Below are 21,197 nucleotides of genomic sequence, written 5' to 3'. Positions count from 1 at the left end.
GGGTTGCGAGCCATTCTGTCAGCAGCGCGCTTTACCGTGCTGGCAGTAATGGTTTGCGGCACATCCCAAAAAGCCCCGCGGAAACAGGTTCCGAGGGGCCGGCGTGGCCTGGTGCCCCGGGCACCCCTGGCATCTACCCCTGGCTGCTTTCAGCGTCGGGGGCCGTTGTTCTTCTCTTCGTCGCGCTGTTGGCGCGAGGGCGCGACCCGGGCCGGTTTTCCGGGCCGACAACCCGGTTCGCCCGGCTCGCAGGCGGGTCCCACCTGCGGCCTGGGCTGCACCGGCTTTTGCGGCCTTGGGCCGACCTGTGCCGGCGGCGTGGGCCGTTGCGGGGCCGGAGCGATCCTGTCATCGCGTGCCGGGCCGCGCTGCGGCGCCACCGGTTCGACCCGGCGCGGCGCCTCCGGGGGGCCCGTCCTGAAGTGCTCGCGCGTCACCGCTTCTCGCGGCGCATGGCGGTAGTTTTGCTGGAGGATCTCGCGTTGCTGTTCCACCGCGGTGGGGTAGCGATCGCCGGGGTACTTCTGCTGGTAGCGCGGCAACGGGGCGGCCGCGGGTGTCTTGCTGCGGTCCCAGCGGTCCCATCCGGGTCGGCGCTGCGCCCAGTCAGGGCCCCAGTGTTCGTCCCAGCGGGGCGGTGCGTCCACGCGCCAGCCGCTGAAATAAGGTGGCGGGTGCCGGTAGTAGCGCACGGGGATGCGCAGCACGAACAGGGGCACGTAGTCCCGGCTGGTCAGCGCCCAGGGGCCGTTGTACCAGCTGCTGGCGTACCAGTTGTCGTCGACATAGACCCAGTACAGGCCGTCATAGAAAAAGTAGTTGGCGCTGGCCTGGGGGGCGTAGTAGACCGGGTACCCGGGCACGGCGACCAGCGTCGGGTACGCAGGCAGGTTCACCCCGATGTGGATGCCCACGCTGACCTGGGCCTGCACCGCCGCGGCCGGAGCCAGCGCCAGCAACAGGGCCAGGCCCAGCGAGCGCACCCGGGGGTGGTTGACGATGGCCATCACATGCGCCCCGTCAGCACCATCACGAGCAGGATGACGACGATCAACCCCAGCACGCCGCTGGGGCCGTAGCCCCAGCTCCTGCTGTGTGACCAGGTCGGGATGACGCCGACCAGCATCAGGATCAACACGATCAACAAGATGGTTCCAAGTCCCATGGTGCTCTCCTTTGGATGGGTGCGTGCGAAGGGGTGATCAGTTCGTGGGCGCGGGGGGCGGGGGCACCACGATCACGCGGGTGGTACCGCCGGTCTTGCCCGTTTCGCCGGTGTCACCGGTACTGCCCGTGGCTCCGGTGTTGCCCGTGTTGCCGGTGGCCCCGGTATCGCCTGTGTTGCCGGTGGCACCCGTGTCGCCGGTGCTGCCGGTACTGCCGGTGGCGCCACTGGACCCGGTGGCGCCGGTTTCGCCGGCAGGACCGGCGGGGCCGGGCACCACCACAGTGGCGGGAGGCGTGTTCACGACCACCGGTTCGCGATCGCAGGCCACAAGGCCGAAGGTGGAAATCAGTGCCAGCAGCACGAGTGAGCGGTTCATGGGGAGTCCTTCAGGGGTGAACGGGTGTGGTTTCGGCGGTTGCACGGGTCACACCGACCAGCCGGCTCGACAGAGGTGTCCAACCGGCATGGCCCAGCGTAGCCCGATGCGCGCAAAGCCTCTGTGCGCTGGCGAACACGCTGCGCGACCGGTGCATCCAGGGCGCCAGGACCTTTCCGTGGTGTTGCAGTGGTAACCAGGTGTTGCCCTCGTGGCCCTCAGATACCAATCCCTGTCTTTGAACACATTGGCGCTGGAACCGCCGGTCAGGATCGGCATTCAACCCAGGCCCGGGCCGTGGCGGCGAGCCTGCTCCGTGCAGGCCACCCACTTTTCGCAACGCCCGGGTCACAAACCACAGGAGGGCCCATCCATGACCGCAGTCACGTCGATTCGCGACAAAAACCAACTCCTCGCCGCACTGCCATCGGCCGAGTGGCAACAGCTGCAACCCGACCTGGAGTGGATTGAGCTGGCGCAGGGGACCGTGCTGCACCAGACCGGCGCGGCCCTGCGCCACGTGCTTTTCCCGACCACCGCGACGGTCTCGCTGGTGTCCTCGATGGAGGACGGCGCCTCGGCCGAGGTGGCCGTGGTCGGCAGTGAGGGCATGGTCGGTGTGTGCGCCTTCATGGGGCACCCGCACGCGCTGAGCGACGCCGTGGTGCAACACCCCGGCCACGGCTACCGCATGAGCACTCAGGCCATCGTGCGGCACACCCAGCGCTCGCAAGCCGTCATGCACCAGTTGCTGGGCTACACGCAGGCGCTCTTCACCCACATGGCGCAGTCCTCGGCCTGCAACCGCCACCATTCGCTGGACCAGCAGCTGTGCCGCTGGCTGCTGCACCACCTGGACCGCCAGAGCAGCCCGGACATGCTGGTGACGCAGGAGCGCATTGCCGGCCTGCTGGGCGTGCGCCGCGAGGGCGTGACCCACTGCGCTCTGAAACTGCAGAAGGCGGGGCTGATCCACTACAGCCGCGGCCACATCGCCATCCTGGACCGCGATGGCCTGGAGGCCCGCAGCTGCGAGTGTTATGCCGTGGTCCGGCACGCCTACGACCACCTGTCGAGCGCGCCCGCCGCGCCGCACCTGCACCTGTGCCGCGACAACCGCCAGTCCGCGCCGGTGGTGACGCGCCAGTTGCGGGCCGCGTGACCGCGGCCACCGGTCGAACCGCTCAGAACATCCGGTCGATGAAGGACTTGAGCCGGTCCTCCAGGCTGTCGGGCGGCGGTGCGTTGGGGTCGGGCGGGGCCGGGATCAGGCCGCGGTCGATCGGGTCATCGTCCATGCCCAGTTCCTCAATGTAGCCCCCGTCGGCCCACTCGGTGTAGCGCCAGCCGCCGTCCGCCACCTGCACCACCCCTTCGGGAGCCAGCAGCGCTTTTTCGGGCTTGCCGCGCAGCGCGGTGGCCATGAACTGGATCCACGCCGGCAGGGCCAGCGAGGCGCCGGAGGCGTGGCTGCCCAGGCTGCGCGGGGTGTCGTAACCCAGCCAGACCACGGCCACCAGGTCGGGCTGGAAGCCCGCGAACCAGGCGTCGACCACGTTGTCGGTGGTGCCGGTCTTGCCGTACAGGTCGCTGCGGCGCAGCTGCGCCTGCGCCCGGGCCGCGGTGCCGCTGCGCGTCACGCCGTTGAGCAGGGTGGCGGTGAGGAAGGCGTTGCGCGCGGGCAGCGTGCGCTGGGCCTCGTTGACCACCGGTGCCGGGGCCTCGAACACCACCTCGTCGGCGCCGTTGGTGATGCGCTGGATCAGCAACGGCTCGACCTTCAGCCCCCCATTGGCGATCACCGCGTAGGCGCTGGCGAGCTGCAGCGGCGTGGTGGCGCCCGAGCCCAGGGCCAGGGTGAGGTTGTCGGGCTGGCGGTTCACGTCGAAGCCGAAGCGGCCGGTCCATTCGCGCGCGGCCTGGGGGCCGAGCAACTGCACCAGGCGGATGCTGACCAGGTTCTTGGAACGGGCCAGCGCCACGTCCAGCGGGATCGGGCCGTCGGCGCTGCCATCGGAATTGGCCGGCACCCACGTGCCGGTGTCGGTCAACGGCGCATCGTTGACCAGGGTCTGCGGCATCACGCCGTTTTCCAGCGCGGCCGAATACAGAAAGGGCTTGTAGGCGGAGCCCGGCTGGCGCCAGCCCTGCGTCACGTGGTTGAACTGGTTGCGCTGGAAATCAAAGCCCCCCACCAGGGCGCGCACCCGGCCGTCGTGCGGGTCCAGCGCCACCAGCGCGCCCTCGGCCTGCGGCCACTGGGTGATGACCCAGTCGTCGCTCTTGAGCACCAGGCGTACCACCGAACCGCGCTCGATGCGCAGCGCCTTGGCCGCACCCTGGGCCAGCCCGGGGCGCGCCTGGCGCAACCCCTTGCCGCGGATGCTCACGACCTCGCCCGACGACAGCACGGCGGTGACTTCCTTGGGGCTGGCGCTGCCCACCAGGGCCACGCGCAGCGTCTCGTCGTCGCTGTGCTCAGCCAGCTTCTGGCTCACGGCCGGGTCGTCCAGCGGGGTGTCGGCGTCCAGCGCTTCGTGCGCCTCGGGGCCGCGCCAGGCCAGGCCGAGCTCGCGGTCGATCAGGGTCTTGCGCACCGCCTTCCAGGCCGCTTTCTGCTCGCGCGAGTCCAGCGTGGTCACGACCTTCATGCCCGAGGTGTAGGCGGCTTCCCCGTACTGGGCGAACACCTGTTGGCGCGCCGCCTCGGCCACGTGCTCGGCGTGCAGCTCGGTGTCGTCCGGGTTGCGCACCACCAGCTCTTCGCTTTTGGCGGCCTCGTAGGTGGCCTGGTCGATCACGCCCACGGTGTGCATGCGCGAGAGCGCCACCAGCTGGCGCGCCCGCGCCCGCGCGGGACTCTTGATCGGGTTCACGGTGGCCGGGCTTTGCGGCAGGCCGGCCAGCATGGCGCACTCGGCGGCGGACAGCGCGTCCAGCGGTTTGCCGAAGTAGGTCTGGGCCGCCTCGGCAAAACCGTAGGCGCGCGAGCCCAGGTAGATCTGGTTCATGTAGAGCTCCAGGATCTGGTCCTTGCTCAGCTCGCCTTCGATCTTCAGCGAGAGCATGGCCTCCTTGAGCTTGCGCGAGAGGGTGCGTTCGTTGGTGAGGAAGAAGGTGCGCGCGACCTGCTGGGTGATGGTGGAAGCGCCCTGGGAACGGCCACCGCTGAGGTTGGCCACCACCGCGCGCGCCACGCCCTTGGGGTCGATGCCGCCGTGTTCGTAGAAGCGTGTGTCTTCCACCGCCAGCAGGCTCTCGCGCATGAGCTGGGGGATCTGCCCGATGCGCAGGTACTGCCGCCGCTCGCTGCCGAAGCCGCCGATCTCCACGCCGTCGGCGGTGTACACGCGCAGGGGTTGTTTGGGCTGGTAGTTGGCCAGGCCGCTGGTGTCTGGCAACTGCGGGTACAGCACCGCGACGCTCACCACCAGGGTCAGCAGGCCGGCGGCCAGCGCGCCCAGCGGGGCCAGAAGCAGCCAGCGGCGGTGCTGGCGCAGCGCCAGCAGCACCGGTGCAAAAGAAAATGCCATGGGGTTCTTGCGCGGGTGGTGGCCGGTGGCGGGCACCGCGGGCGCACGGTTGTATCGGGCCGGCAATTATCCCAGCCAGGCCCGCCGGACACGTAACAAGCTGTCTTGGGCTCCGGGGCGGCCCGCGCCGCCTGCGCGGCCGGCATGCGCCTGGCCCACCTCCGATTGCCGGACAATCCGGGGGGTGAACCTCAAAGCCCCCGAACTCCTGCTCCCCGCCGGCACGCTGCAACGCATGCGCGCCGCCTACGACTTTGGCGCCGACGCCGTCTACGCTGGCCAGCCGCGCTACAGCCTGCGCGCGCGCAACAACGAGTTCCGCATGGAACAGATCGCGCAAGGCGTCGACGAAGCGCACGCGCGCGGCAAGAAATTCTTCGTCACCAGCAACCTGATCGCCCACAACGACAAGCTGCGCACCTACATCCGCGATCTGGCGCCGGTGGTGGCCCTGAAGCCCGACGCCCTCATCATGGCCGACGCCGGGCTCATCATGCTGGTGCGCGAAGAGATGGAGCGCGGCCGCTGGCCCGAGGTGCCGATCCACCTCTCGGTGCAGGCCAACACCACCAACAGCGCGGCGGTGAAGTTCTGGCACCGGCAGGGCGTGGCCCGCGTGATCCTCTCGCGCGAACTCAGCCTGGACGAGGTGGCCGCCATCCGCGACGCCTGCCCCGATGTCGAAATCGAGGTGTTCGTGCACGGCGCGCTGTGCATCGCCTACTCGGGCCGATGCCTGCTCAGCGGCTACTTCAACCGCCGCGACCCCAACCAGGGCACCTGCACCAACGCCTGCCGCTGGGAATACAAGACCCATGGCGCCCACACCGACAGCGACACCGGCGAAGCCGTGCCCGCCGAGCGTCTGGGCAGCGACTTCAATTTCGCCCAGGAAGACGAAGACGCCGCCCGCCAGTTCGCCGCCACCTGCGGCGGCGGCACGCGCCACCCGCTGGCCGACCGCGTGTGGCTGCTCGAAGAGAAAGAACGCCCCGGCGAGCTCATGCCCATCATGGAAGACGAGCACGGCACCTACATCATGAACAGCAAGGACCTGCGCGCGGTGGAACACGTGGCCCGGCTGGTGCGGATCGGCGTGGACTCGCTCAAGATCGAGGGCCGCACCAAGAGCCATTACTACGTGGCGCGCACCGCCCAGGTGTACCGCCGCGCCATCGACGACGCGGTGGCCGGACGGCCGTTCAACCCCGATCTGCTGCGCGAGCTCGAAGGCCTGTCCAACCGCGGCTACACCGGCGGCCTGCTGGAGCGCCGGCCCAGCCAGGACTACCAGAATTACCAGAGCGGCAGCTCCGAGAGCCAGCGCAGCCAGTTCGTGGGCGAGGTGCTGCGCGTGCGCGAAGACGGCTGGGCCGAGGTGGAGACCAAAAACCGCTTCGCCGTGGGCGACCGGCTGGAGGTGATCCACCCCGGCGGCAACCGCCTGGTGCAGCTGAGCGCCATGCGCAACCAGGAGGGCCATCCCATCGAGGTCGCGCAGGGCAGCCCGATCCGCGTCTGGGTGCCGCTGGGCGCACCGGCCGAAGGCGCGCTGCTAGCCCGGTTGCTGTAGACCCGGGAGCGCCCTCCGGCCGCCCTGCCCTCTGAGCGGCGCTCAGCTTTTCCCCGACCCGGTCGATACAAAGGTTCAAGACCACCCCGCACAGCGCGGCGGTGGTCAAGGAATCATGGGAAGGGTTGGATCATGCTTTCGTGGCAATGGATGGCTTCGTTCTGGTCGGCGCCCATCGTCGAGGCGAACCTGGTCGTGTTCCTGAACCTGTCGGGGGCGCTGCTGCTGGGACTGGTGGTGGGCTACGAGCGCTCCTACCATGGCCGCGCCGCCGGCATGCGCACCTACGGCATCGTGTGCATGGCCTCGGCCGCGCTCACGGTGTTCGTCGGCTACCCAGGCTTCTGGTACGGCGGCCATGGCGGCATGACCGGCGTGGCGCTGGACCCCACGCGGGTGGTGCAGGGCATCGTCACCGGCGTCGGTTTTCTCGGCGCCGGCGTCATCATGAAAGAGGGCCTGAGCATCAGCGGCCTGACCACGGCGGCCTCCATCTGGGCCTCGTCGGCCATCGGCGTGCTGGTCGGTGTCGGCCTGTACGGCGCAGCCATCCTGCTGACCGCTCTGTCCACCGTGCTGATGGTGTGGGGCTCGCGCCTGGAATCGCACCTGCCCTCGCGCCACGCCATCGGCATCACCCTGCGCTTTGGAGCCACGCGCGCGCCGACCGAGGCCGAGCTCGCCGGCTGGCTCAAAGACTGCGGCTACGAGCTTGCGCCCGGGTCCATCGCCATCCATGTGGAAAACGCGCTGGCCCAGTGGCACTTCGTGGCCGTGGCCGTGGACCGGCGCCGCTGCTGGTCCTTGCCCCGGCTGGCCCAGCAGTTGGGCGAACGGTCCGAAGTCGAGCTGCTGGGTGTGGCCCACGCCCGAAACTGAACCCACCCCCAACCGAACCACATTCGGTGATCACATGAAAACCCACACCCCCTGCACCATCCGCCGTCTGCTCCTGGGGGCTCTGTGTGTCGTGTGGCCCGCAGCCTTCGCCGGCACCAGCGACGAGGTGGCACCGCCCGACTGGGACTTCTCGAAGGACGGCAGCCTGATCATCCACCGCAGCGCCCGCGTGGCCTGGCCCCGCTGTGTGGAAGGCATGCAATGGAACGGCCAGCGCTGCACCGGCAAGGCCTTGTTGCTCGACCACGCCGAAGCGCTGGCGCGGGTCAAGGACCACCAGAAGGCCGACGGCGTGGCCTGGCGCCTGCCCCATATGAAAGAACTGCAGCAACTGGCCTACCAGAACGCCCGGCCGACCGCGACGGGACAGCCGCTGTTGCCGCCGGCCACTCATGGCTGGTGCTGGACCGCCACAACCACCATCAACATCCAGCCCCTCAACAACTACAACTACAACAACATCCAGCGCGGCCTGAACGGGCAGAACATCAACCAGATGAAGTTCCTGCACGGCTGGGCCGTGAACACCGCCACGGCCGAGGCGCAAGGCGACGTGCTCAAGCGCAGCAAACTGCTGGTGCGGCTGGTGCGGCCGTGGACGGAGTAGCCCCAAAAGCTGAGTAGCCCCCCGCAGCGCTTCGCGCTACCCCCCAAGGGGGGCGGCACTGGCCGTCCGGCAGAGCCGGCCCGGCGGTGCCCTCGGTTGGACCACTTCATTCGCCGCCGATGACAGTCCGGCGGCGCCCTGTGGCTGGATCGTTTCATGCGTTGCGGGTCATGCTCCGGCACCCGCCGGGTGCCAGAATCGGGCCACCGGTGCCCCTTACTGGGCCGGCACCACCGTCCCGCCATCCTCCAGCCGCCATGAACCCGACACCTTCCATCGCCTCGGCCATCCTCTCGCAGCTCGCGGCCATCGCGCAGCGGCATCCCGCGCCCCGGGTGCACCGTCTGCACGTGCCGCGCCGGTCCGGCGCCGCCGGTGAGCACGATGCCGAGTTCTGTGCCATCGAGCTGGAAGACGGCGGATTTGGCCTGTCCTATGTGCTGCTCGGTGACACGCTGGCCGCGCTGCTGCGCACGCACGGTGGCGGCAACGTGCCCTTGCAGGGCGCGGACCCGCTGGCCCTTGCGCAGCGCCTGGCCGGTGGCAGCGCGGTGGAGCGCGCCATCGCGCTGGCCGCCGTCAACGCCCTGACCGACTCGGTCTGGCGCCGGGTGGGCTACGAGCCACCGCCCGCGGGCAATTCGCTCGGCGACGTGCAACTGGGTGCGCAGGACCACCTGGGCATGATCGGCTTCTTCCCGCCGCTGGTGAAGCGCGTGGCCGAGACCGGCGGGCGGCTCTCGGTGGTGGAGATGAACGCCGAGATGGTGGCGCGTCAGCGCGAGCGTTTCCCGAACGTGCACATCACGCTGGACCGCGCCGACCTCGCCCCCTGCAACGTGGTCGTGGGCACCTCGACCATGCTGCTCAACGACACGCTGGACGCGATGCTCGCCGCAGCGCCAAACGCGAAGCGCTTCGCGGTGATCGGCCCCTCGGCCGGGCTGTGGCCGGACGCCCTGTTCGAGCGCGGCGTGACGCTGCTCGGTGGCACGCGGGTGACCGACCCCTGGGCCTTCAGCGAAGCCATGGCCGAGGGCGCCTCGTGGAGCGAAGCCACGCGCAAGTTCGCCATCGCGCGCGAGGGCTGGCCGGGCTGGCGCACGCTGACCGGCCTGGCCTGACCCCACGGACTCGCCGCCCCAGGCGTCTCGGACGGCTTGGGCAGAGCCCGCCGCCAGACGGCTGCCCTGCCCCCGACACCGGCCCTTTACAGCCAGCGAGGCCCTGCGGCCAGCAACAGCAACCACAGAGCCCAGACCAGCCAGCCCGCGGCAGGCCGCCACGATGCACCGGACCGCGCGCGCAGGGCGCCGGGGGTGAAGCGCCCGACCCGGTGCTCCCGGGCCGCCTGCAGCGCCCGAGCCACCGCGATGACCGATGCCGCCCCGGGCAGGCCCGGGGTCAGCCGGACCGAGGGCCCGGTGGCCGCCTCGCGGGCGTGCAGCGCGTGAAACGCCGTCATGGCCTGTCCGCTGCTCTGCGTGTAGAGCAGCTTGTGGAACAGGTGATCGAGCGAGGCCAGCGAAACCACCCGCGTGCGGCGCCACATCCAGGAGACCACCTCCCGCTCCACACCGTCGTCGCGCACCCGCAGGCGCCATTGCCGCGTGCCCGCGTGCAAGGCCAACAGCAGCAGGAGCGCCACGCCCCACCAGGGGCCGGAGCCCAGCGCATCGAGCCAGGAAGCGCGCGGCGCCGACCGCCACCACAGCACCGAGAGAATCCCCGCCGGCACCATCGCCAGCGCGGCCACCCAGCGCCACCCGACCTGACGGAACCGCATTTCCCAGACGTCGGGGCGCTCGACCACCTGGACCGAGTCCGGCAGCGGCAAGGAAGCGTCGCCGACCGACCACCCCTCGTGGCGCGGCGGAATCGCTTCCTCGCGCCCCCAGGCCGCCCGGTGGTCAAAACGGTCGGGCGCGGCCCTCGGGTGGCCCGCAGACCGGACCGGCGTCTCGTGAACCGGCACGTCGTACGACACCTCGACGGCCCCCTCCGCGGCCAGGATCTCCAGCCGCCAGTCGACCCGCTCGCCCGAGCGTCGGCCGCCATGGGTGGGCGCATCGGCGGGCAGCTCAAAACGCGCATGCCACCGCTCGCCGCCGGCCATGTCCGGCATCACCGTCGCGGCCCGCTCAAAGGCTTCCACCCGCCGCTCCTGGGTACCGGAGCCGGCGTCGTCCACCCGGTACTGTGCAAGCCGCAACCGCCGGCCCGCAGGCGTTGCGTTCCGCAGCGCGCGGGACGACAGCGCCAGTTCCACCTCGAAGGCCTCCCCGGCCCGTGGCCCGGCCGGCTCGAACCGGACCGAGGTCCCGGCAAAGCGCCAGGCCCGCACCGACTGGCGCCAGGCCAGCGTGAGCACGCCGATACCGATCACCACGCAGACCGACACAAAAGCCTTGCCCCACCACGGGGACCCGCTCATCCAGAACAGCGCCGCCATCGGAAACGAGATGCCACACCAGAACAGCGCAAAAAACCAGAGAAACCCCTGGCCTCGGCTGGCCGAGCTCCGGGGGGGCGCGCCGCCGGCCCGTTGCGCCGCCGCATCGGCGGTGGTCCTGGACCGGCGCGGACGGGCGGCATCGAACGCACCGGCATCGCGCCCCGTCAATGCGCGCCAGAACACCCACAGTGCCCCCAAACCAACGCCCGTGAACACCAACGCAAACGGCAGGTGGAAGATGGCCTTGGCCCAGCGGATGTGCGGGTCCAGCACCGACCGCGTCGGGTCCTCGGGGTCCACCCAGACCGTGACCGTCTGACCCCGGTCCCGGGCCGAACTCAGCCGCGTGTGCCATCGCTGGTGCCAGTCCCCGATGTTGTCCGAACCGGCCTCTGGGTCCAGCCCGATGCGGGTGGACTCGTGGGTGCGGCCACCGGCGGTGTACCGGTAGCGGGCCCGGACCGCATAGGTGGTGCCGTCGCCATCGTGGTTCGACGTGAGCTGGCTCGACAGCACCTCGGCCGCCACCACCTGCCAGGACCGGACCTCCCAGGCCGCGCTCATCGTCCGGGCCAGCGGCAACACGCCGAAATACAGCCCGCCACCGCCAAACGCCAGGGCAAACACCGCGCTGAACAGCAGGGTGCCCAGCCGTGCGGCGATGCCCAAAGCAGCCTGTGGTGTGCGCATGCGCCCAGCATAACAAGGCGCCTGCGTCCACCGGAATGGCGATGCGTCAGCGAATACAAAAAGGCCCGGGGATCACTCCCCGGGCCTTTGTCATTCAGCCGTCCAGCGGCTCGGTGCTCAGGCAACCGCCTTGGCGGCCTCCGCGTACTCTTCGATCTGGTCGAAGTTCATGTACTTGTAGATCTGGCTGCCGTCCTTGTTGATCACACCCATGTCGGCCTGGTATTCGGCCACGGTCGGGATGCGGCCCAGCTTGGACGCGATGGCGGCGAGTTCGGCCGAGGCCAGGTACACAAAGGTGTTCTTGCCCAGGCGGTTCGGGAAGTTGCGGGTCGAGGTGGACACCACGGTCGCGCCTTCGCGCACCTGCGCCTGGTTGCCCATGCACAGCGAGCAGCCGGGCATTTCGGTGCGGGCACCGGCCGCGCCGAACACGCCGTAGTGGCCTTCCTTGGTCAGCTCCGAAGCGTCCATCTTGGTCGGCGGGGCGATCCACAGCTTGACCGGGATGTCGCGCTTGCCTTCGAGCAGCTTGGAGGCGGCGCGGAAGTGGCCGATGTTGGTCATGCAAGAGCCGATGAACACTTCGTCGATCTTGGCGCCGGCCACTTCGGAGAGCAGCTTGGCGTCGTCCGGGTCGTTCGGGCAGCACAGCACGGGCTCGGTCAGTTCGTTCAGGTCGATCTCGATCACGGCCGCGTATTCGGCGTCCTTGTCGGCTTCGAGCAGGTTCGGGTTGGCCAGCCAGGCTTCGACCTTTTCAATGCGGCGCGCCAGCGTGCGGGCGTCGGCGTAACCGTCGGCGATCATGTTCTTCATCAGCACGACGTTGCTGGTGAGGTATTCCTTGATCGGCTCGGGGTTGAGCTTCACGGTGCAACCGGCGGCGCTGCGTTCGGCCGAGGCGTCGGACAGTTCAAACGCCTGTTCGACCTTCAGATCGGGCAGGCCTTCGATTTCCAGGATGCGGCCGGAGAACACGTTCTTCTTGCCGGCCTTGGCCACGGTCAGCAAACCGGCCTTGATGGCGTACAACGGGATCGCGTGCACCAGATCGCGCAGCGTGATGCCGGGCTGCATCTGGCCTTTGAAGCGCACCAGCACGGACTCGGGCATGTCCAGCGGCATCACGCCGGTGGCGGCACCGAAGGCCACGAGACCGGAGCCCGCGGGGAAGGAAATGCCGATCGGGAAGCGGGTGTGCGAGTCGCCGCCGGTGCCCACGGTGTCGGGCAGCAGCAGGCGGTTGAGCCAGCTGTGGATCACGCCGTCGCCCGGGCGCAGCGCCACGCCGCCGCGGCTGCTGATGAACTTGGGCAGTTCGCGGTGCGTCTTCACGTCCACCGGCTTCGGGTAAGCGGCGGTGTGGCAGAAGGACTGCATCACCAGGTCGGCGCTGAAGCCCAGGCAGGCCAGGTCTTTCAGCTCGTCGCGGGTCATCGGGCCGGTGGTGTCCTGCGAACCCACGGTGGTCATCTTGGGCTCGCAGTAGGTGCCGGGGCGCACGCCCTGACCTTCGGGCAGGCCGACCGCGCGGCCGACCATCTTCTGCGCCAGCGTGAAGCCGGCCTTGGTGGCGGTGGGGGTGCTGGGCAGGCGGAACAGGGTGCTCGCTGGCAGGCCCAGGAACTCGCGCGCCTTGGCGGTGAGCGAACGGCCGATGATCAGATTGATGCGGCCGCCGGCGCGCACTTCGTCGAACAGCACGTCGCTCTTGAGCTTGAACTCGACCACGGTTTCGCCGTTGCGCACGATCTTGCCGTCGTAGGGCATGACGTCAACCACGTCGCCCATTTCCAGCTTGCTCACGTCCACTTCGATCGGCAGCGAGCCCGAGTCTTCCTGCGTGTTGAAGAAGATGGGAGCGATCTTGCCACCCAGCGTGACGCCACCGAAGCGCTTGTTCGGCACAAAGGGGATGTCCTGGCCGGTGGCCCAGATCACGCTGTTGGTGGCGGACTTGCGCGAGGAACCGGTGCCCACCACGTCGCCCACGTAGGCCACGAGGTTGCCCTTTTTCTTCAGGTCTTCGATGAACTGCATCGGACCGCGCTTGCCGTCTTCTTCGGGCTTGAAGGCCGCGCCTTCGCGCGTGTTCTTCAGCATCGCCAGGTAGTGCAGCGGGATGTCCGGGCGGCTCCAGGCGTCGGGCGCGGGCGAAAGATCGTCGGTGTTGGTTTCGCCCGGCACCTTGAACACGGTCACGGTGATGGACTTGGGCACTTCGGGGCGGCTGGTGAACCACTCGGCGTCGGCCCAGGACTGCACGACCTCCTTGGCCTTGGCGTTGCCGGCCTTGGCCTTTTCGGCCACGTCGTTGAAAAAGTCGAACATCAGCAGCGTCTTCTTCAGGCCTTCGGCGGCCACGCCGGCGACTTCGGCGTCGTCCAGCAGTTCGATCAGCGGGTGCACGTTGTAGCCGCCCACCATGGTGCCGAGCAGCTCGGTGGCCTTGGCCTTGGAAATCAGGCCGACCTTCACGTCGCCGTGGGCCACGGCGGCCAGGAACGAGGCCTTGACCTTGGCGGCATCGTCCACACCGGGTGGCACGCGGTGCGTGAGCAGGTCGAGCAGGAAGGCGTCTTCGCCAGCCGGCGGTGCCTTGATGAGCTCGATCAGGTCAGCGACCTGCTGCGCGGTCAGCGGCAAGGGCGGGATGCCCAGCGCTGCGCGCTCGGCCACGTGTTCTCGGTAGGCTTTCAACATGTTTCAACTCCAGAGGTCAAAGGTTGGGATTCGGGGTTGCGGTTGCAGCCGGTGGTGGTGGCTGCCGCGGCGGGAGGGGTTGGCAAGGGCTCGAACAAGCTCGGTGCCGGGTTGGTTTTCAGGGCTTCGGCCACCTGGCGCTGCTGCTCACCCATGCATTCGTCGGCCAGGCGGCGGCCGAGTTTCTGGCTCATCAACATGGACTTGTTGCCCAGCTGAATCCACACCACGCCCTGAACCGGGTCTTCCAGCCGTATCGCGCCGGTGCGGCTCTCGACCGGGTGCATGCGGTAGCGGTCTTTGTTCAGGTGCAGGTGGAAAAAGCCGTTGGCCTGCGTGTCGGACTCCAGCCGGACCGTGCTGCCCAGATCGCAGGGGAAGGTACCGACATGCACCCGGGCGGCCACATCCAGATCGCGCTCGGTCAGCACCGGGTCGACCGGCGCGGGCATGGCCATGGGTGCGGGCTTGCGCAGAAGCGCTTTCGGCTTCGACTGGGCCATGCCCGGCCCGCTCGACAGCGCCAGAACGGAGACCAGGACGAGTGCGGTCCAAGCGGTGGTGGAGGTTTGCGTCTGTGCCATTGCCAGTGTCCCCTTCATGGTCGATCAGCCAAAACATTCATTGTGGCAAAAAAAGGGGGTCACCTCTTCGGGCATCGGACGCCCGGTCGCGTGCGCGCGCACCAGCACCTGCCAGAAGAATCGGTAGCTCGCGCGGTCGTGCAGACGGCCGCCGTGCTGCACCGGCGCCCAGTCGGCGCGCTGCGCCGCCAACAGGATGGCAGCGGCCTCCCCGATCTCGTCGGCCCGGGGCGCGAAGGCTTCGAGCACCGGTCGTATCTGGTCGGGGTGGATGCTCCACATGCGGGTGTAGCCGAGCTCGCGCGCGGCCGTGCGCGCGGCCTGGCCCAATGCCTGGGTGTCCTTGAACTCGGTGACCACGCAATGCGACGGCACCTTGCCGTGGGCATGGCAGGCGCTGGCGATCTCGAGCTTGGCGCGCAGCACCAACGGGTGGCTGAACTGCCCGGCCATGCTCATGCCCGCGGCCGGAATCGCGCCGCCGTGCGCCGACACGAAGTCCATCAGCCCAAAACTCAGGCTCTGCACGCGCGGGTGAGCCGCGATGTCAAAGGCCCGGTGCACCGCGGCGGGCGACTCGATCAACACGTGCAGCGGCAGCGCGGTCGCGCCGGCGGCGTCCATGGCGGCCACGGCGCGCTGCACATCGGCCACCGACTCGACCTTGGGCACCATCAGGTGCACCAGCTTCGAAGCGGCCTGACCCGCGATGGTGGCCACGTCGGCGTCGAAAGCCGGGTGGTCCACCGGGTGGACGCGAACGGCCACCCGGGCTTCGGGCGCCGCGCCCAGCGCGAGCGCGGTGACCAGCGCCGCGTGATCCGCTTCGCCGCCCACGGGGGCGCCGTCTTCGCAGTCGAGCGTGACGTCAAACACGCAGGTGCCGAACTCCTCGGTCATCTCGGCCTGCAGCTGCAGGCTCTTCTTCATCCGCGCTTCCACCCCGCTGTAGTGGTCGCAGACCGGCAGCGCGAACGCGCCGGCCTGTGCACCCAGAAGAATGTCGCGCGGATGGATCACGCCGTGGTTACCAACGGGTTACAGCAGGTGCTTGACGCCGTCCTGCTCGCCCTGCAGTTCGGCCAGGGTCTTGTTGATGCATTCCTGCGAGAAGGCGTCGATCTCCAGGCCTTCAACCACCTTGTATTCGCCGTTGGCGCAGGTGACGGGGAAGCCGAACATCACGTCCTTGGGAATGCCGTACCAGCCTTGCGACGGGATGCCCATCGTGACCCATTCGCCGTTGGTGCCCAGGGCCCAGTCGCGCATGTGGTCGATGGCGGCATTGGCGGCCGAAGCGGCGGAAGACAGGCCACGCGCTTCAATGATGGCGGCGCCGCGCTTGCCCACGGTGGGCAGGAACACGTCCTTGTTCCAGGCCTGGTCGTTGATCATGTCCTTGACCGAAGCGCCGTCGATGGTGGCGAAGCGGTAGTCGGCGTACATGGTGGGCGAGTGGTTGCCCCACACGGCCAGCTTCTTGATGCTGGACACAGCCTTGCCGGTCTTGGCGGCCAGCTGGCTGGCGGCGCGGTTGTGGTCCAGGCGCAGCATGGCGGTGAAGTTGCCCGGCTTCAGATCGGGGGCTGCCTTCATCGCGATGTAGGCATTGGTGTTGGCCGGGTTGCCGACCACCAGCACCTTGACGTCGCGGCTGGCCACGGCGTTCAGGGCCTTGCCCTGGGCGGTGAAGATGGCGCCGTTGATGCTCAGCAGCTCGGCGCGCTCCATACCGGGGCCGCGCGGACGCGAGCCCACCAGCAGCGCGTAGTCGGTGTCCTTGAAGGCGGTCATCGGGTCGCTGTGGGCTTCCATGCCGGCCAGCAGCGGGAAGGCGCAGTCTTCCAGTTCCATCATCACGCCTTTGAGCGCCTTCTGGGCCTTCTCGTCGGGGATTTCCAGCAGTTGCAGGATCACGGGCTGGTCCTTGCCCAGCATTTCGCCCGAAGCGATGCGGAACAGCAGGGCGTAACCGATTTGACCAGCGGCGCCGGTGACGGCAACACGAACGGGCTTCTTGCTCATGGTGAAAACTCCAGAAAAGGACGGTGGATAGGTGAAAGAAATCGGCGGGGAGAACCCCGGGGCACAAGCCACAGAGACGCGGGCAAACCCGTGAGAGATGGTTCAGACGCAGCCGGTGAGTGTACCCGTGCAAACCCTGTGAAGTCAATTTGTCTTATGTCTTATATAAGATATGATTGGACCAACCGGGCGGCACCGCCGGGTCCCGAGAAACCATGGCCATCAATCCCGCATTCCCGCCCGAACCGTCGCCCGCCGACGGGCCGGACACCGCTGCCCAGGGCTCTGGCGACGCGAGTGGGAGTGGCCTGGCGCCAACCGCCCCGGCGTTCAGCCCGCTCTACCAGCAGATCAAGACACTGATCCTGCGCAGCCTGCAGGCGGGCGAATGGAAGCCGGGCGACATGATCCCCAGCGAGTTCGATCTGGCCGCGCGCTTTCGCGTGAGCCAGGGAACGGTGCGCAAGGCCATTGACGAACTCGCCACCGACAACCTGCTGGTGCGCCGCCAGGGCAAGGGCACTTTCGTCGCCACCCATGCCGAGCAGCACATCCAGTACCGCTTCCTGCGGCTGCTGCCCGACACCGGTGATCTGGCGCAACAGGGTCCGGCCGAGCGCCGCATCATCGAATGCCGCCGCCTGCGGGCCAGCGCCGATGTCGCGCGCCAGCTCGCGCTGCGCACCGGCGACCCCATCCTGCAGGTCAAGCGCGTGCTGGCCTTCGCGGGCAGCCCCGCCATCCTGGAAGACCTGTGGCTGCCCGGCGGCCCGTTCAAAGGCCTGACGGTGGAAACCCTGTCCGACGACAAGGGACCGATGTACGCCCTGTTTGAAACCCAGTTCGGGGTGCGCATGGTGCGGGCGGTGGAGAAGATCAAGGCGGTCGCGGCCGATGCCGACGCGGCCCGGCTGCTCGGCGTGCCCGAAGGCCACCCGCTGCTCAGCGTGGAGCGTCTGGCCTACACGTACAACGACGTGCCCATGGAGTTGCGCCGCGGCCTGTACCGCACCGAGTCGCGCCACTACCGCAACGAACTGAGTTGAAAGCGGGACCCCATGCCGCCATGAAAGTCCGAGCGATCCGTGCCGCGTCAGCGACCCGTATGCTGCGTTGCAATAGAATTTACGGGCCCGTGGTCCGAGTTACCAACGAGTTACATCCCCCTTCCAATCCCCTGTCCGCCCCCCGGAAGAAAGCCCCACCATGACCGAGTTGACCAAGAAGCGGCCCGAGTTCCGCAACATCAACGCCTTCAAGGATCTGACCACCTACCGCCTGCCCCTGGCCGGCTGGGTCTCGATCCTGCACCGCGCCAGCGGTGGCCTGATGTTTGTGCTGCTGCCGCTGATCGTCTGGCTGTTCGACACCTCGGTGTCGTCCGAAATTTCCTTCGATCGTTTCAGCTCGGCCTTCTCGGCCGGCCTGGGCTTTGTGCCGGGCTGGTTCTTCAAGCTGGTGGTGCTGGCCCTCATCTGGGCCTACCTGCACCACCTGATCGCGGGTGTGCGCCACCTGTACATGGACGTGGCCCATGCGGTCAGCAAAGAGTTCGGCAAATCGTCGGCCATCGTCACCCTGGCCCTGAGCATCGGCCTGACGCTGGTGCTCGGCGCCAAACTGTTCGGCCTGTACTGAGCGCCATCGAGAGGAATACAACATGTCTGTCAACTACGGTTCCAAGCGCGTCGTCACCGGCGCCCACTATGGCCTGCGCGACTGGCTCGCCCAGCGCGTCTCCGCCGCCCTCATGGCGCTGTTCACCCTGATCGTGTTGCTGCAGGTGCTGTTCACCAGCGGCCCCATCGGCTACGAGTCCTGGGCCGGCATCTTCGCTGCCCAGTGGATGAAGGCGCTGACCTTCGTCGTGTTCGTGGCCCTGGCCTACCACGCATGGATCGGCATGCGCGACATCTGGATGGACTACGTCAAGCCCGCCGGCATCCGCCTCGTGCTGCACATCGTCACCATCGTCTGGCTCGTGGCCTGCCTGGGCTGGGCTGTTCAAGTTCTCTGGAGTCTCTGAAGCCATGACCGCAACTGCAAATCTCCCCAAGCGCCAATTTGACGTCGTGATCGTCGGCGCTGGCGGCTCCGGCATGCGTGCCTCGCTGCAACTCGCCCGCGCCGGCCTGAAGGTGGCCGTGCTCTCCAAGGTGTTCCCGACCCGCTCGCACACCGTGGCCGCTCAAGGCGGCGTGTCCGCCTCGCTCGGCAACATGAGCGAAGACAACTGGCACTACCACTTCTACGACACCATCAAGGGCTCCGACTGGCTGGGTGACCAGGACGCCATTGAGTTCATGTGCCGTGAAGCACCCAAGGTCGTCTACGAGCTCGAACACTTCGGCATGCCGTTCGACCGCAACCCCGACGGCACGATCTACCAGCGCCCGTTTGGCGGCCACACCGCCAACTACGGCGAGAAGCCGGTGCAGCGCGCCTGCGCCGCGGCCGACCGCACCGGCCACGCCATGCTGCACACGCTGTACCAGCAGAACGTGCAGGCCCGCACCACGTTCTTCGTCGAATGGATGGCGCTGGACCTGATCCGCGACGCCGACGGCGACGTGGTGGGTGTGACCGCGCTGGAAATGGAAACCGGCGAAACCTACATCCTCGAAGCCAAGCAGACCCTGCTGGCCACGGGTGGCGCGGGCCGCATCTTTGCCGCCTCCACCAACGCCTTCATCAACACCGGCGACGGCCTGGGCATGGCGGCGCGCGCTGGCATCCCGCTGCAGGACATGGAGTTCTGGCAGTTCCACCCCACCGGCGTGGCCGGCGCGGGCGTGCTGCTGACCGAAGGCTGCCGCGGTGAAGGCGCGATCCTGCTCAACAGCAACGGCGAGCGCTTCATGGAGCGCTACGCGCCCACGCTGAAGGACCTGGCGCCGCGCGACTTCGTCTCCCGCTGCATGGACCAGGAGATCAAGGAAGGCCGAGGATGCGGTCCCAACAAGGACTACGTGCTGCTCAAGCTCGACCACCTGGGCGCCGAGACCATCCACAAGCGCCTGCCCTCGGTGTACGAGATCGGCGTGAACTTCGCCAACGTGGACATCACGCGCGAGCCGATTCCGGTGGTGCCCACCATCCACTACCAGATGGGCGGCATCCCGACCAACATCAACGGCCAGGTCGTCACGCCCGACGGCAACGGCGCGCAGAAGGTCGTCAATGGCCTGTACGCGGTGGGCGAATGCGCCTGCGTCAGTGTGCACGGCGCCAACCGCCTGGGCACCAACTCGCTGCTCGACCTGCTGGTGTTCGGCCGCGCGGCCGGCAACCACATCGTCGAGACCAACGACAAGAACCAGAACCACAAACCCCTGCCGGCCGACGCCGCCGACAAGACCCTGGCCCGCCTGGCCCGCCTGGACAACTCCACCAGCGGCGAATACGCGCAGGACGTGGCCGGCGACATGCGCGCCATCATGCAGCAGCACGCTGGCGTGTTCCGCACCCAGGCCAGCATGGACGAAGGCGTCACCAAGATCAACGCACTGCGCGAGCGCGTGGCCAACATCACGCTGAAAGACAAGTCCAAGGTGTTCAACACCGCGCGCATCGAAGCGCTGGAGGTCGACAACCTGATGGAAGTCGCCCAGGCCACCATGACCTCGGCCGCCGCGCGCCACGAATGCCGCGGCGCCCATACGGTCAACGACTACGAGCGCCCGGCCGACGACGCCCAGTTCCCGCTGGGCCGCAACGACGCCGAGTGGATGAAGCACACGCTGTGGGACAGCGCCACCAACACCCTGTCGTACAAGCCCGTCAACTTGAAGCCGCTGACCGTGGAATCCGTTCCGCCCAAAGTCAGAACGTTCTGAGTACCCACGTCGCACGGAGAAAAACACCATGGCACTTCGCACATTCAAGATCTACCGCTACGACCCGGAAAAGGACGCCAAGCCTTACATGCAGACCATCGAGGTCGAACTCGACGGCCACGAGCGCATGCTGCTCGACGCCCTGATGAAGCTCAAGGCGGTGGACCCCTCGATTTCCTTCCGCCGCTCCTGCCGCGAAGGCGTCTGCGGTTCGGACGCGATGAACATCAACGGGAAGAACGGTCTGGCCTGCCTGACCAACATGAACACCCTGCCCGGCGTGATCACCTTGAAGCCCCTGCCCGGCCTTCCGGTGGTGCGCGACCTGATCGTGGACATGACGCTGTTCTTCAAGCAGTACAACAGCATCAAGCCCTACCTGATCAACGACACGCCGCCGCCCCAGACCGAGCGCCTGCAAAGCCCGGAAGAGCGCGAAGAGCTCAACGGCCTGTACGAATGCATCCTGTGCGCGAGTTGCTCGACCAGTTGCCCCAGCTTCTGGTGGAACCCGGACAAGTTCGTCGGCCCGGCCGGGCTGCTGCAAGCCTACCGCTTCATCGCCGACAGCCGCGACGAAGCCACCAGCGAGCGCCTGGACAACCTGGAAGACCCGTACCGCCTGTTCCGCTGCCACACCATCATGAACTGCGTGGACGTGTGCCCGAAGAACCTGAACCCGACCAAAGCGATCGGCAAGATCAAGGAAATGATGGTGATGCGCTCGATCTGAGCACGCCATCC

The 21,197-nt window shown here is 68.1% G+C and carries 19 protein-coding genes; 10 read left to right on the top strand and 9 right to left on the bottom strand.

The window, feature by feature from the left end:
- Positions 1-149 precede the first annotated feature (149 nt).
- The 3 genes from AC07YZ_RS06080 to AC07YZ_RS06070 are packed head-to-tail and all read right to left on the bottom strand — an operon-like array spanning position 150 to position 1,544.
- Positions 150-1,007 (bottom strand): hypothetical protein, encoded by an 858-nt coding sequence (locus AC07YZ_RS06080; protein ID WP_494794097.1) that lies wholly within the window; start codon positions 1,005-1,007, stop codon positions 150-152.
- Positions 1,007-1,165 (bottom strand): DUF3309 family protein, encoded by a 159-nt coding sequence (locus AC07YZ_RS06075; RefSeq protein ID WP_226494042.1) that lies wholly within the window; start codon positions 1,163-1,165, stop codon positions 1,007-1,009. The genes AC07YZ_RS06080 and AC07YZ_RS06075 overlap by 1 nt, the downstream gene beginning before the upstream one ends.
- A gap of 37 nt (positions 1,166-1,202) precedes the next feature.
- The gene (locus tag AC07YZ_RS06070; RefSeq protein WP_494794096.1) at positions 1,203-1,544 is read right to left on the bottom strand and encodes a collagen-like protein; all 342 of its coding nucleotides are present in this window, start codon (positions 1,542-1,544) and stop codon (positions 1,203-1,205) included.
- A gap of 373 nt (positions 1,545-1,917) precedes the next feature.
- Between AC07YZ_RS06070 and AC07YZ_RS06065 the strand changes: the two genes are divergently transcribed.
- Complete coding sequence (locus AC07YZ_RS06065; protein WP_494794095.1) at positions 1,918-2,706, top strand: Crp/Fnr family transcriptional regulator; 789 nt, start codon at positions 1,918-1,920, stop codon at positions 2,704-2,706.
- 22 nt (positions 2,707-2,728) lie between these two features.
- Here the strand turns inward: AC07YZ_RS06065 and AC07YZ_RS06060 are convergent, their stop codons facing one another.
- On the bottom strand, positions 2,729-5,077 hold the full coding sequence (locus tag AC07YZ_RS06060; RefSeq protein ID WP_494794094.1) for a penicillin-binding protein 1A: 2,349 nt from the start codon (positions 5,075-5,077) through the stop codon (positions 2,729-2,731).
- A 184-nt stretch (positions 5,078-5,261) separates the two neighbouring features.
- Here AC07YZ_RS06060 and trhP point away from each other — a divergent pair, with 184 nt between their 5' ends.
- The 4 genes from trhP (at position 5,262) to AC07YZ_RS06040 (ending at position 9,281) form a co-directional block, all read left to right on the top strand.
- Positions 5,262-6,650: a prephenate-dependent tRNA uridine(34) hydroxylase TrhP gene (gene trhP / locus AC07YZ_RS06055; protein ID WP_494794093.1), complete on the top strand. Its 1,389-nt coding sequence runs from the start codon at positions 5,262-5,264 to the stop codon at positions 6,648-6,650.
- A gap of 132 nt (positions 6,651-6,782) precedes the next feature.
- Positions 6,783-7,529, top strand: coding sequence for an MgtC/SapB family protein (locus AC07YZ_RS06050; protein WP_226494047.1), 747 nt, complete (start codon positions 6,783-6,785; stop codon positions 7,527-7,529).
- 34 nt (positions 7,530-7,563) lie between these two features.
- Positions 7,564-8,157, top strand: a complete 594-nt coding sequence (locus AC07YZ_RS06045) for an Lcl domain-containing protein (RefSeq protein ID WP_494794092.1) — start codon at positions 7,564-7,566, stop codon at positions 8,155-8,157.
- A gap of 257 nt (positions 8,158-8,414) precedes the next feature.
- On the top strand, positions 8,415-9,281 hold the full coding sequence (locus AC07YZ_RS06040) for a Rossmann-like domain-containing protein (protein WP_494794091.1): 867 nt from the start codon (positions 8,415-8,417) through the stop codon (positions 9,279-9,281).
- 86 nt (positions 9,282-9,367) lie between these two features.
- Here the strand turns inward: AC07YZ_RS06040 and AC07YZ_RS06035 are convergent, their stop codons facing one another.
- From AC07YZ_RS06035 to AC07YZ_RS06015, 5 genes are all read right to left on the bottom strand, one after another.
- Positions 9,368-11,302: a DUF3592 domain-containing protein gene (locus AC07YZ_RS06035; RefSeq protein WP_494794090.1), complete on the bottom strand. Its 1,935-nt coding sequence runs from the start codon at positions 11,300-11,302 to the stop codon at positions 9,368-9,370.
- Positions 11,303-11,419: 117 nt separating this feature from the next.
- Positions 11,420-14,008: a bifunctional aconitate hydratase 2/2-methylisocitrate dehydratase gene (gene acnB / locus AC07YZ_RS06030; RefSeq protein WP_494794089.1), complete on the bottom strand. Its 2,589-nt coding sequence runs from the start codon at positions 14,006-14,008 to the stop codon at positions 11,420-11,422.
- Entirely contained in the window at positions 14,002-14,592 is a 591-nt protein-coding gene (locus AC07YZ_RS06025) for a hypothetical protein (RefSeq protein ID WP_494794088.1), read from the bottom strand. Before AC07YZ_RS06025 ends, acnB begins: the two co-directional genes overlap by 7 nt.
- Before the next feature lie 24 nt (positions 14,593-14,616).
- On the bottom strand, positions 14,617-15,612 hold the full coding sequence (locus AC07YZ_RS06020) for an HpcH/HpaI aldolase/citrate lyase family protein (RefSeq protein WP_494794087.1): 996 nt from the start codon (positions 15,610-15,612) through the stop codon (positions 14,617-14,619).
- 18 nt (positions 15,613-15,630) lie between these two features.
- Positions 15,631-16,617 carry a malate dehydrogenase gene (locus AC07YZ_RS06015; RefSeq protein ID WP_226494054.1) on the bottom strand — a complete coding sequence of 329 codons (987 nt, stop codon included), beginning with the start codon at positions 16,615-16,617 and terminating at the stop codon, positions 15,631-15,633.
- Between the two features lie 215 nt (positions 16,618-16,832).
- Between AC07YZ_RS06015 and AC07YZ_RS06010 the strand changes: the two genes are divergently transcribed.
- The 5 genes from AC07YZ_RS06010 to AC07YZ_RS05990 all read left to right on the top strand — a co-directional run bounded on the left by AC07YZ_RS06010 (position 16,833) and on the right by AC07YZ_RS05990 (position 21,186).
- The gene (locus AC07YZ_RS06010) at positions 16,833-17,663 is read left to right on the top strand and encodes a GntR family transcriptional regulator (protein ID WP_226494055.1); all 831 of its coding nucleotides are present in this window, start codon (positions 16,833-16,835) and stop codon (positions 17,661-17,663) included.
- A 160-nt stretch (positions 17,664-17,823) separates the two neighbouring features.
- Positions 17,824-18,255 (top strand): succinate dehydrogenase, cytochrome b556 subunit, encoded by a 432-nt coding sequence (sdhC, locus tag AC07YZ_RS06005; protein WP_068173979.1) that lies wholly within the window; start codon positions 17,824-17,826, stop codon positions 18,253-18,255.
- A gap of 22 nt (positions 18,256-18,277) precedes the next feature.
- The gene (sdhD, locus tag AC07YZ_RS06000) at positions 18,278-18,643 is read left to right on the top strand and encodes a succinate dehydrogenase, hydrophobic membrane anchor protein (protein ID WP_068173978.1); all 366 of its coding nucleotides are present in this window, start codon (positions 18,278-18,280) and stop codon (positions 18,641-18,643) included.
- Positions 18,644-18,647: 4 nt separating this feature from the next.
- Positions 18,648-20,453 (top strand): succinate dehydrogenase flavoprotein subunit, encoded by a 1,806-nt coding sequence (sdhA, locus tag AC07YZ_RS05995; protein ID WP_226494056.1) that lies wholly within the window; start codon positions 18,648-18,650, stop codon positions 20,451-20,453.
- Positions 20,454-20,481: 28 nt separating this feature from the next.
- Positions 20,482-21,186, top strand: a complete 705-nt coding sequence (locus AC07YZ_RS05990; RefSeq protein WP_068173976.1) for a succinate dehydrogenase iron-sulfur subunit — start codon at positions 20,482-20,484, stop codon at positions 21,184-21,186.
- Positions 21,187-21,197 lie beyond the last annotated feature (11 nt).

It is taken from the genome of Hydrogenophaga sp. GW101-3F08 (assembly GCF_059424585.1).
Note: the sequence above shows the minus strand (reverse complement) of the source record. Positions and strands in the feature narration are given on the sequence as shown.

Bases quoted from the DNA above. Each gene is read 5' to 3' on its own strand.
- AC07YZ_RS06040 (WP_494794091.1), top strand. From the start codon at position 8,415: ATGAACCCGACACCTTCCATCGCCTCGGCCATCCTCTCGCAGCTCGCG.
- AC07YZ_RS06060 (WP_494794094.1), bottom strand. From the start codon at position 5,077: ATGGCATTTTCTTTTGCACCGGTGCTGCTGGCGCTGCGCCAGCACCGC.
- AC07YZ_RS06015 (WP_226494054.1), bottom strand. From the start codon at position 16,617: ATGAGCAAGAAGCCCGTTCGTGTTGCCGTCACCGGCGCCGCTGGTCAA.
- AC07YZ_RS06075 (WP_226494042.1), bottom strand. From the start codon at position 1,165: ATGGGACTTGGAACCATCTTGTTGATCGTGTTGATCCTGATGCTGGTC.
- AC07YZ_RS06035 (WP_494794090.1), bottom strand. From the start codon at position 11,302: ATGCGCACACCACAGGCTGCTTTGGGCATCGCCGCACGGCTGGGCACC.
- acnB (WP_494794089.1), bottom strand. From the start codon at position 14,008: ATGTTGAAAGCCTACCGAGAACACGTGGCCGAGCGCGCAGCGCTGGGC.
- sdhA (WP_226494056.1), top strand. From the start codon at position 18,648: ATGACCGCAACTGCAAATCTCCCCAAGCGCCAATTTGACGTCGTGATC.
- AC07YZ_RS06010 (WP_226494055.1), top strand. From the start codon at position 16,833: ATGGCCATCAATCCCGCATTCCCGCCCGAACCGTCGCCCGCCGACGGG.
- AC07YZ_RS06045 (WP_494794092.1), top strand. From the start codon at position 7,564: ATGAAAACCCACACCCCCTGCACCATCCGCCGTCTGCTCCTGGGGGCT.
- sdhC (WP_068173979.1), top strand. From the start codon at position 17,824: ATGACCGAGTTGACCAAGAAGCGGCCCGAGTTCCGCAACATCAACGCC.
- AC07YZ_RS06080 (WP_494794097.1), bottom strand. From the start codon at position 1,007: ATGGCCATCGTCAACCACCCCCGGGTGCGCTCGCTGGGCCTGGCCCTG.
- AC07YZ_RS06025 (WP_494794088.1), bottom strand. From the start codon at position 14,592: ATGGCACAGACGCAAACCTCCACCACCGCTTGGACCGCACTCGTCCTG.
- AC07YZ_RS06070 (WP_494794096.1), bottom strand. From the start codon at position 1,544: ATGAACCGCTCACTCGTGCTGCTGGCACTGATTTCCACCTTCGGCCTT.
- AC07YZ_RS06050 (WP_226494047.1), top strand. From the start codon at position 6,783: ATGCTTTCGTGGCAATGGATGGCTTCGTTCTGGTCGGCGCCCATCGTC.
- AC07YZ_RS06065 (WP_494794095.1), top strand. From the start codon at position 1,918: ATGACCGCAGTCACGTCGATTCGCGACAAAAACCAACTCCTCGCCGCA.
- AC07YZ_RS05990 (WP_068173976.1), top strand. From the start codon at position 20,482: ATGGCACTTCGCACATTCAAGATCTACCGCTACGACCCGGAAAAGGAC.
- sdhD (WP_068173978.1), top strand. From the start codon at position 18,278: ATGTCTGTCAACTACGGTTCCAAGCGCGTCGTCACCGGCGCCCACTAT.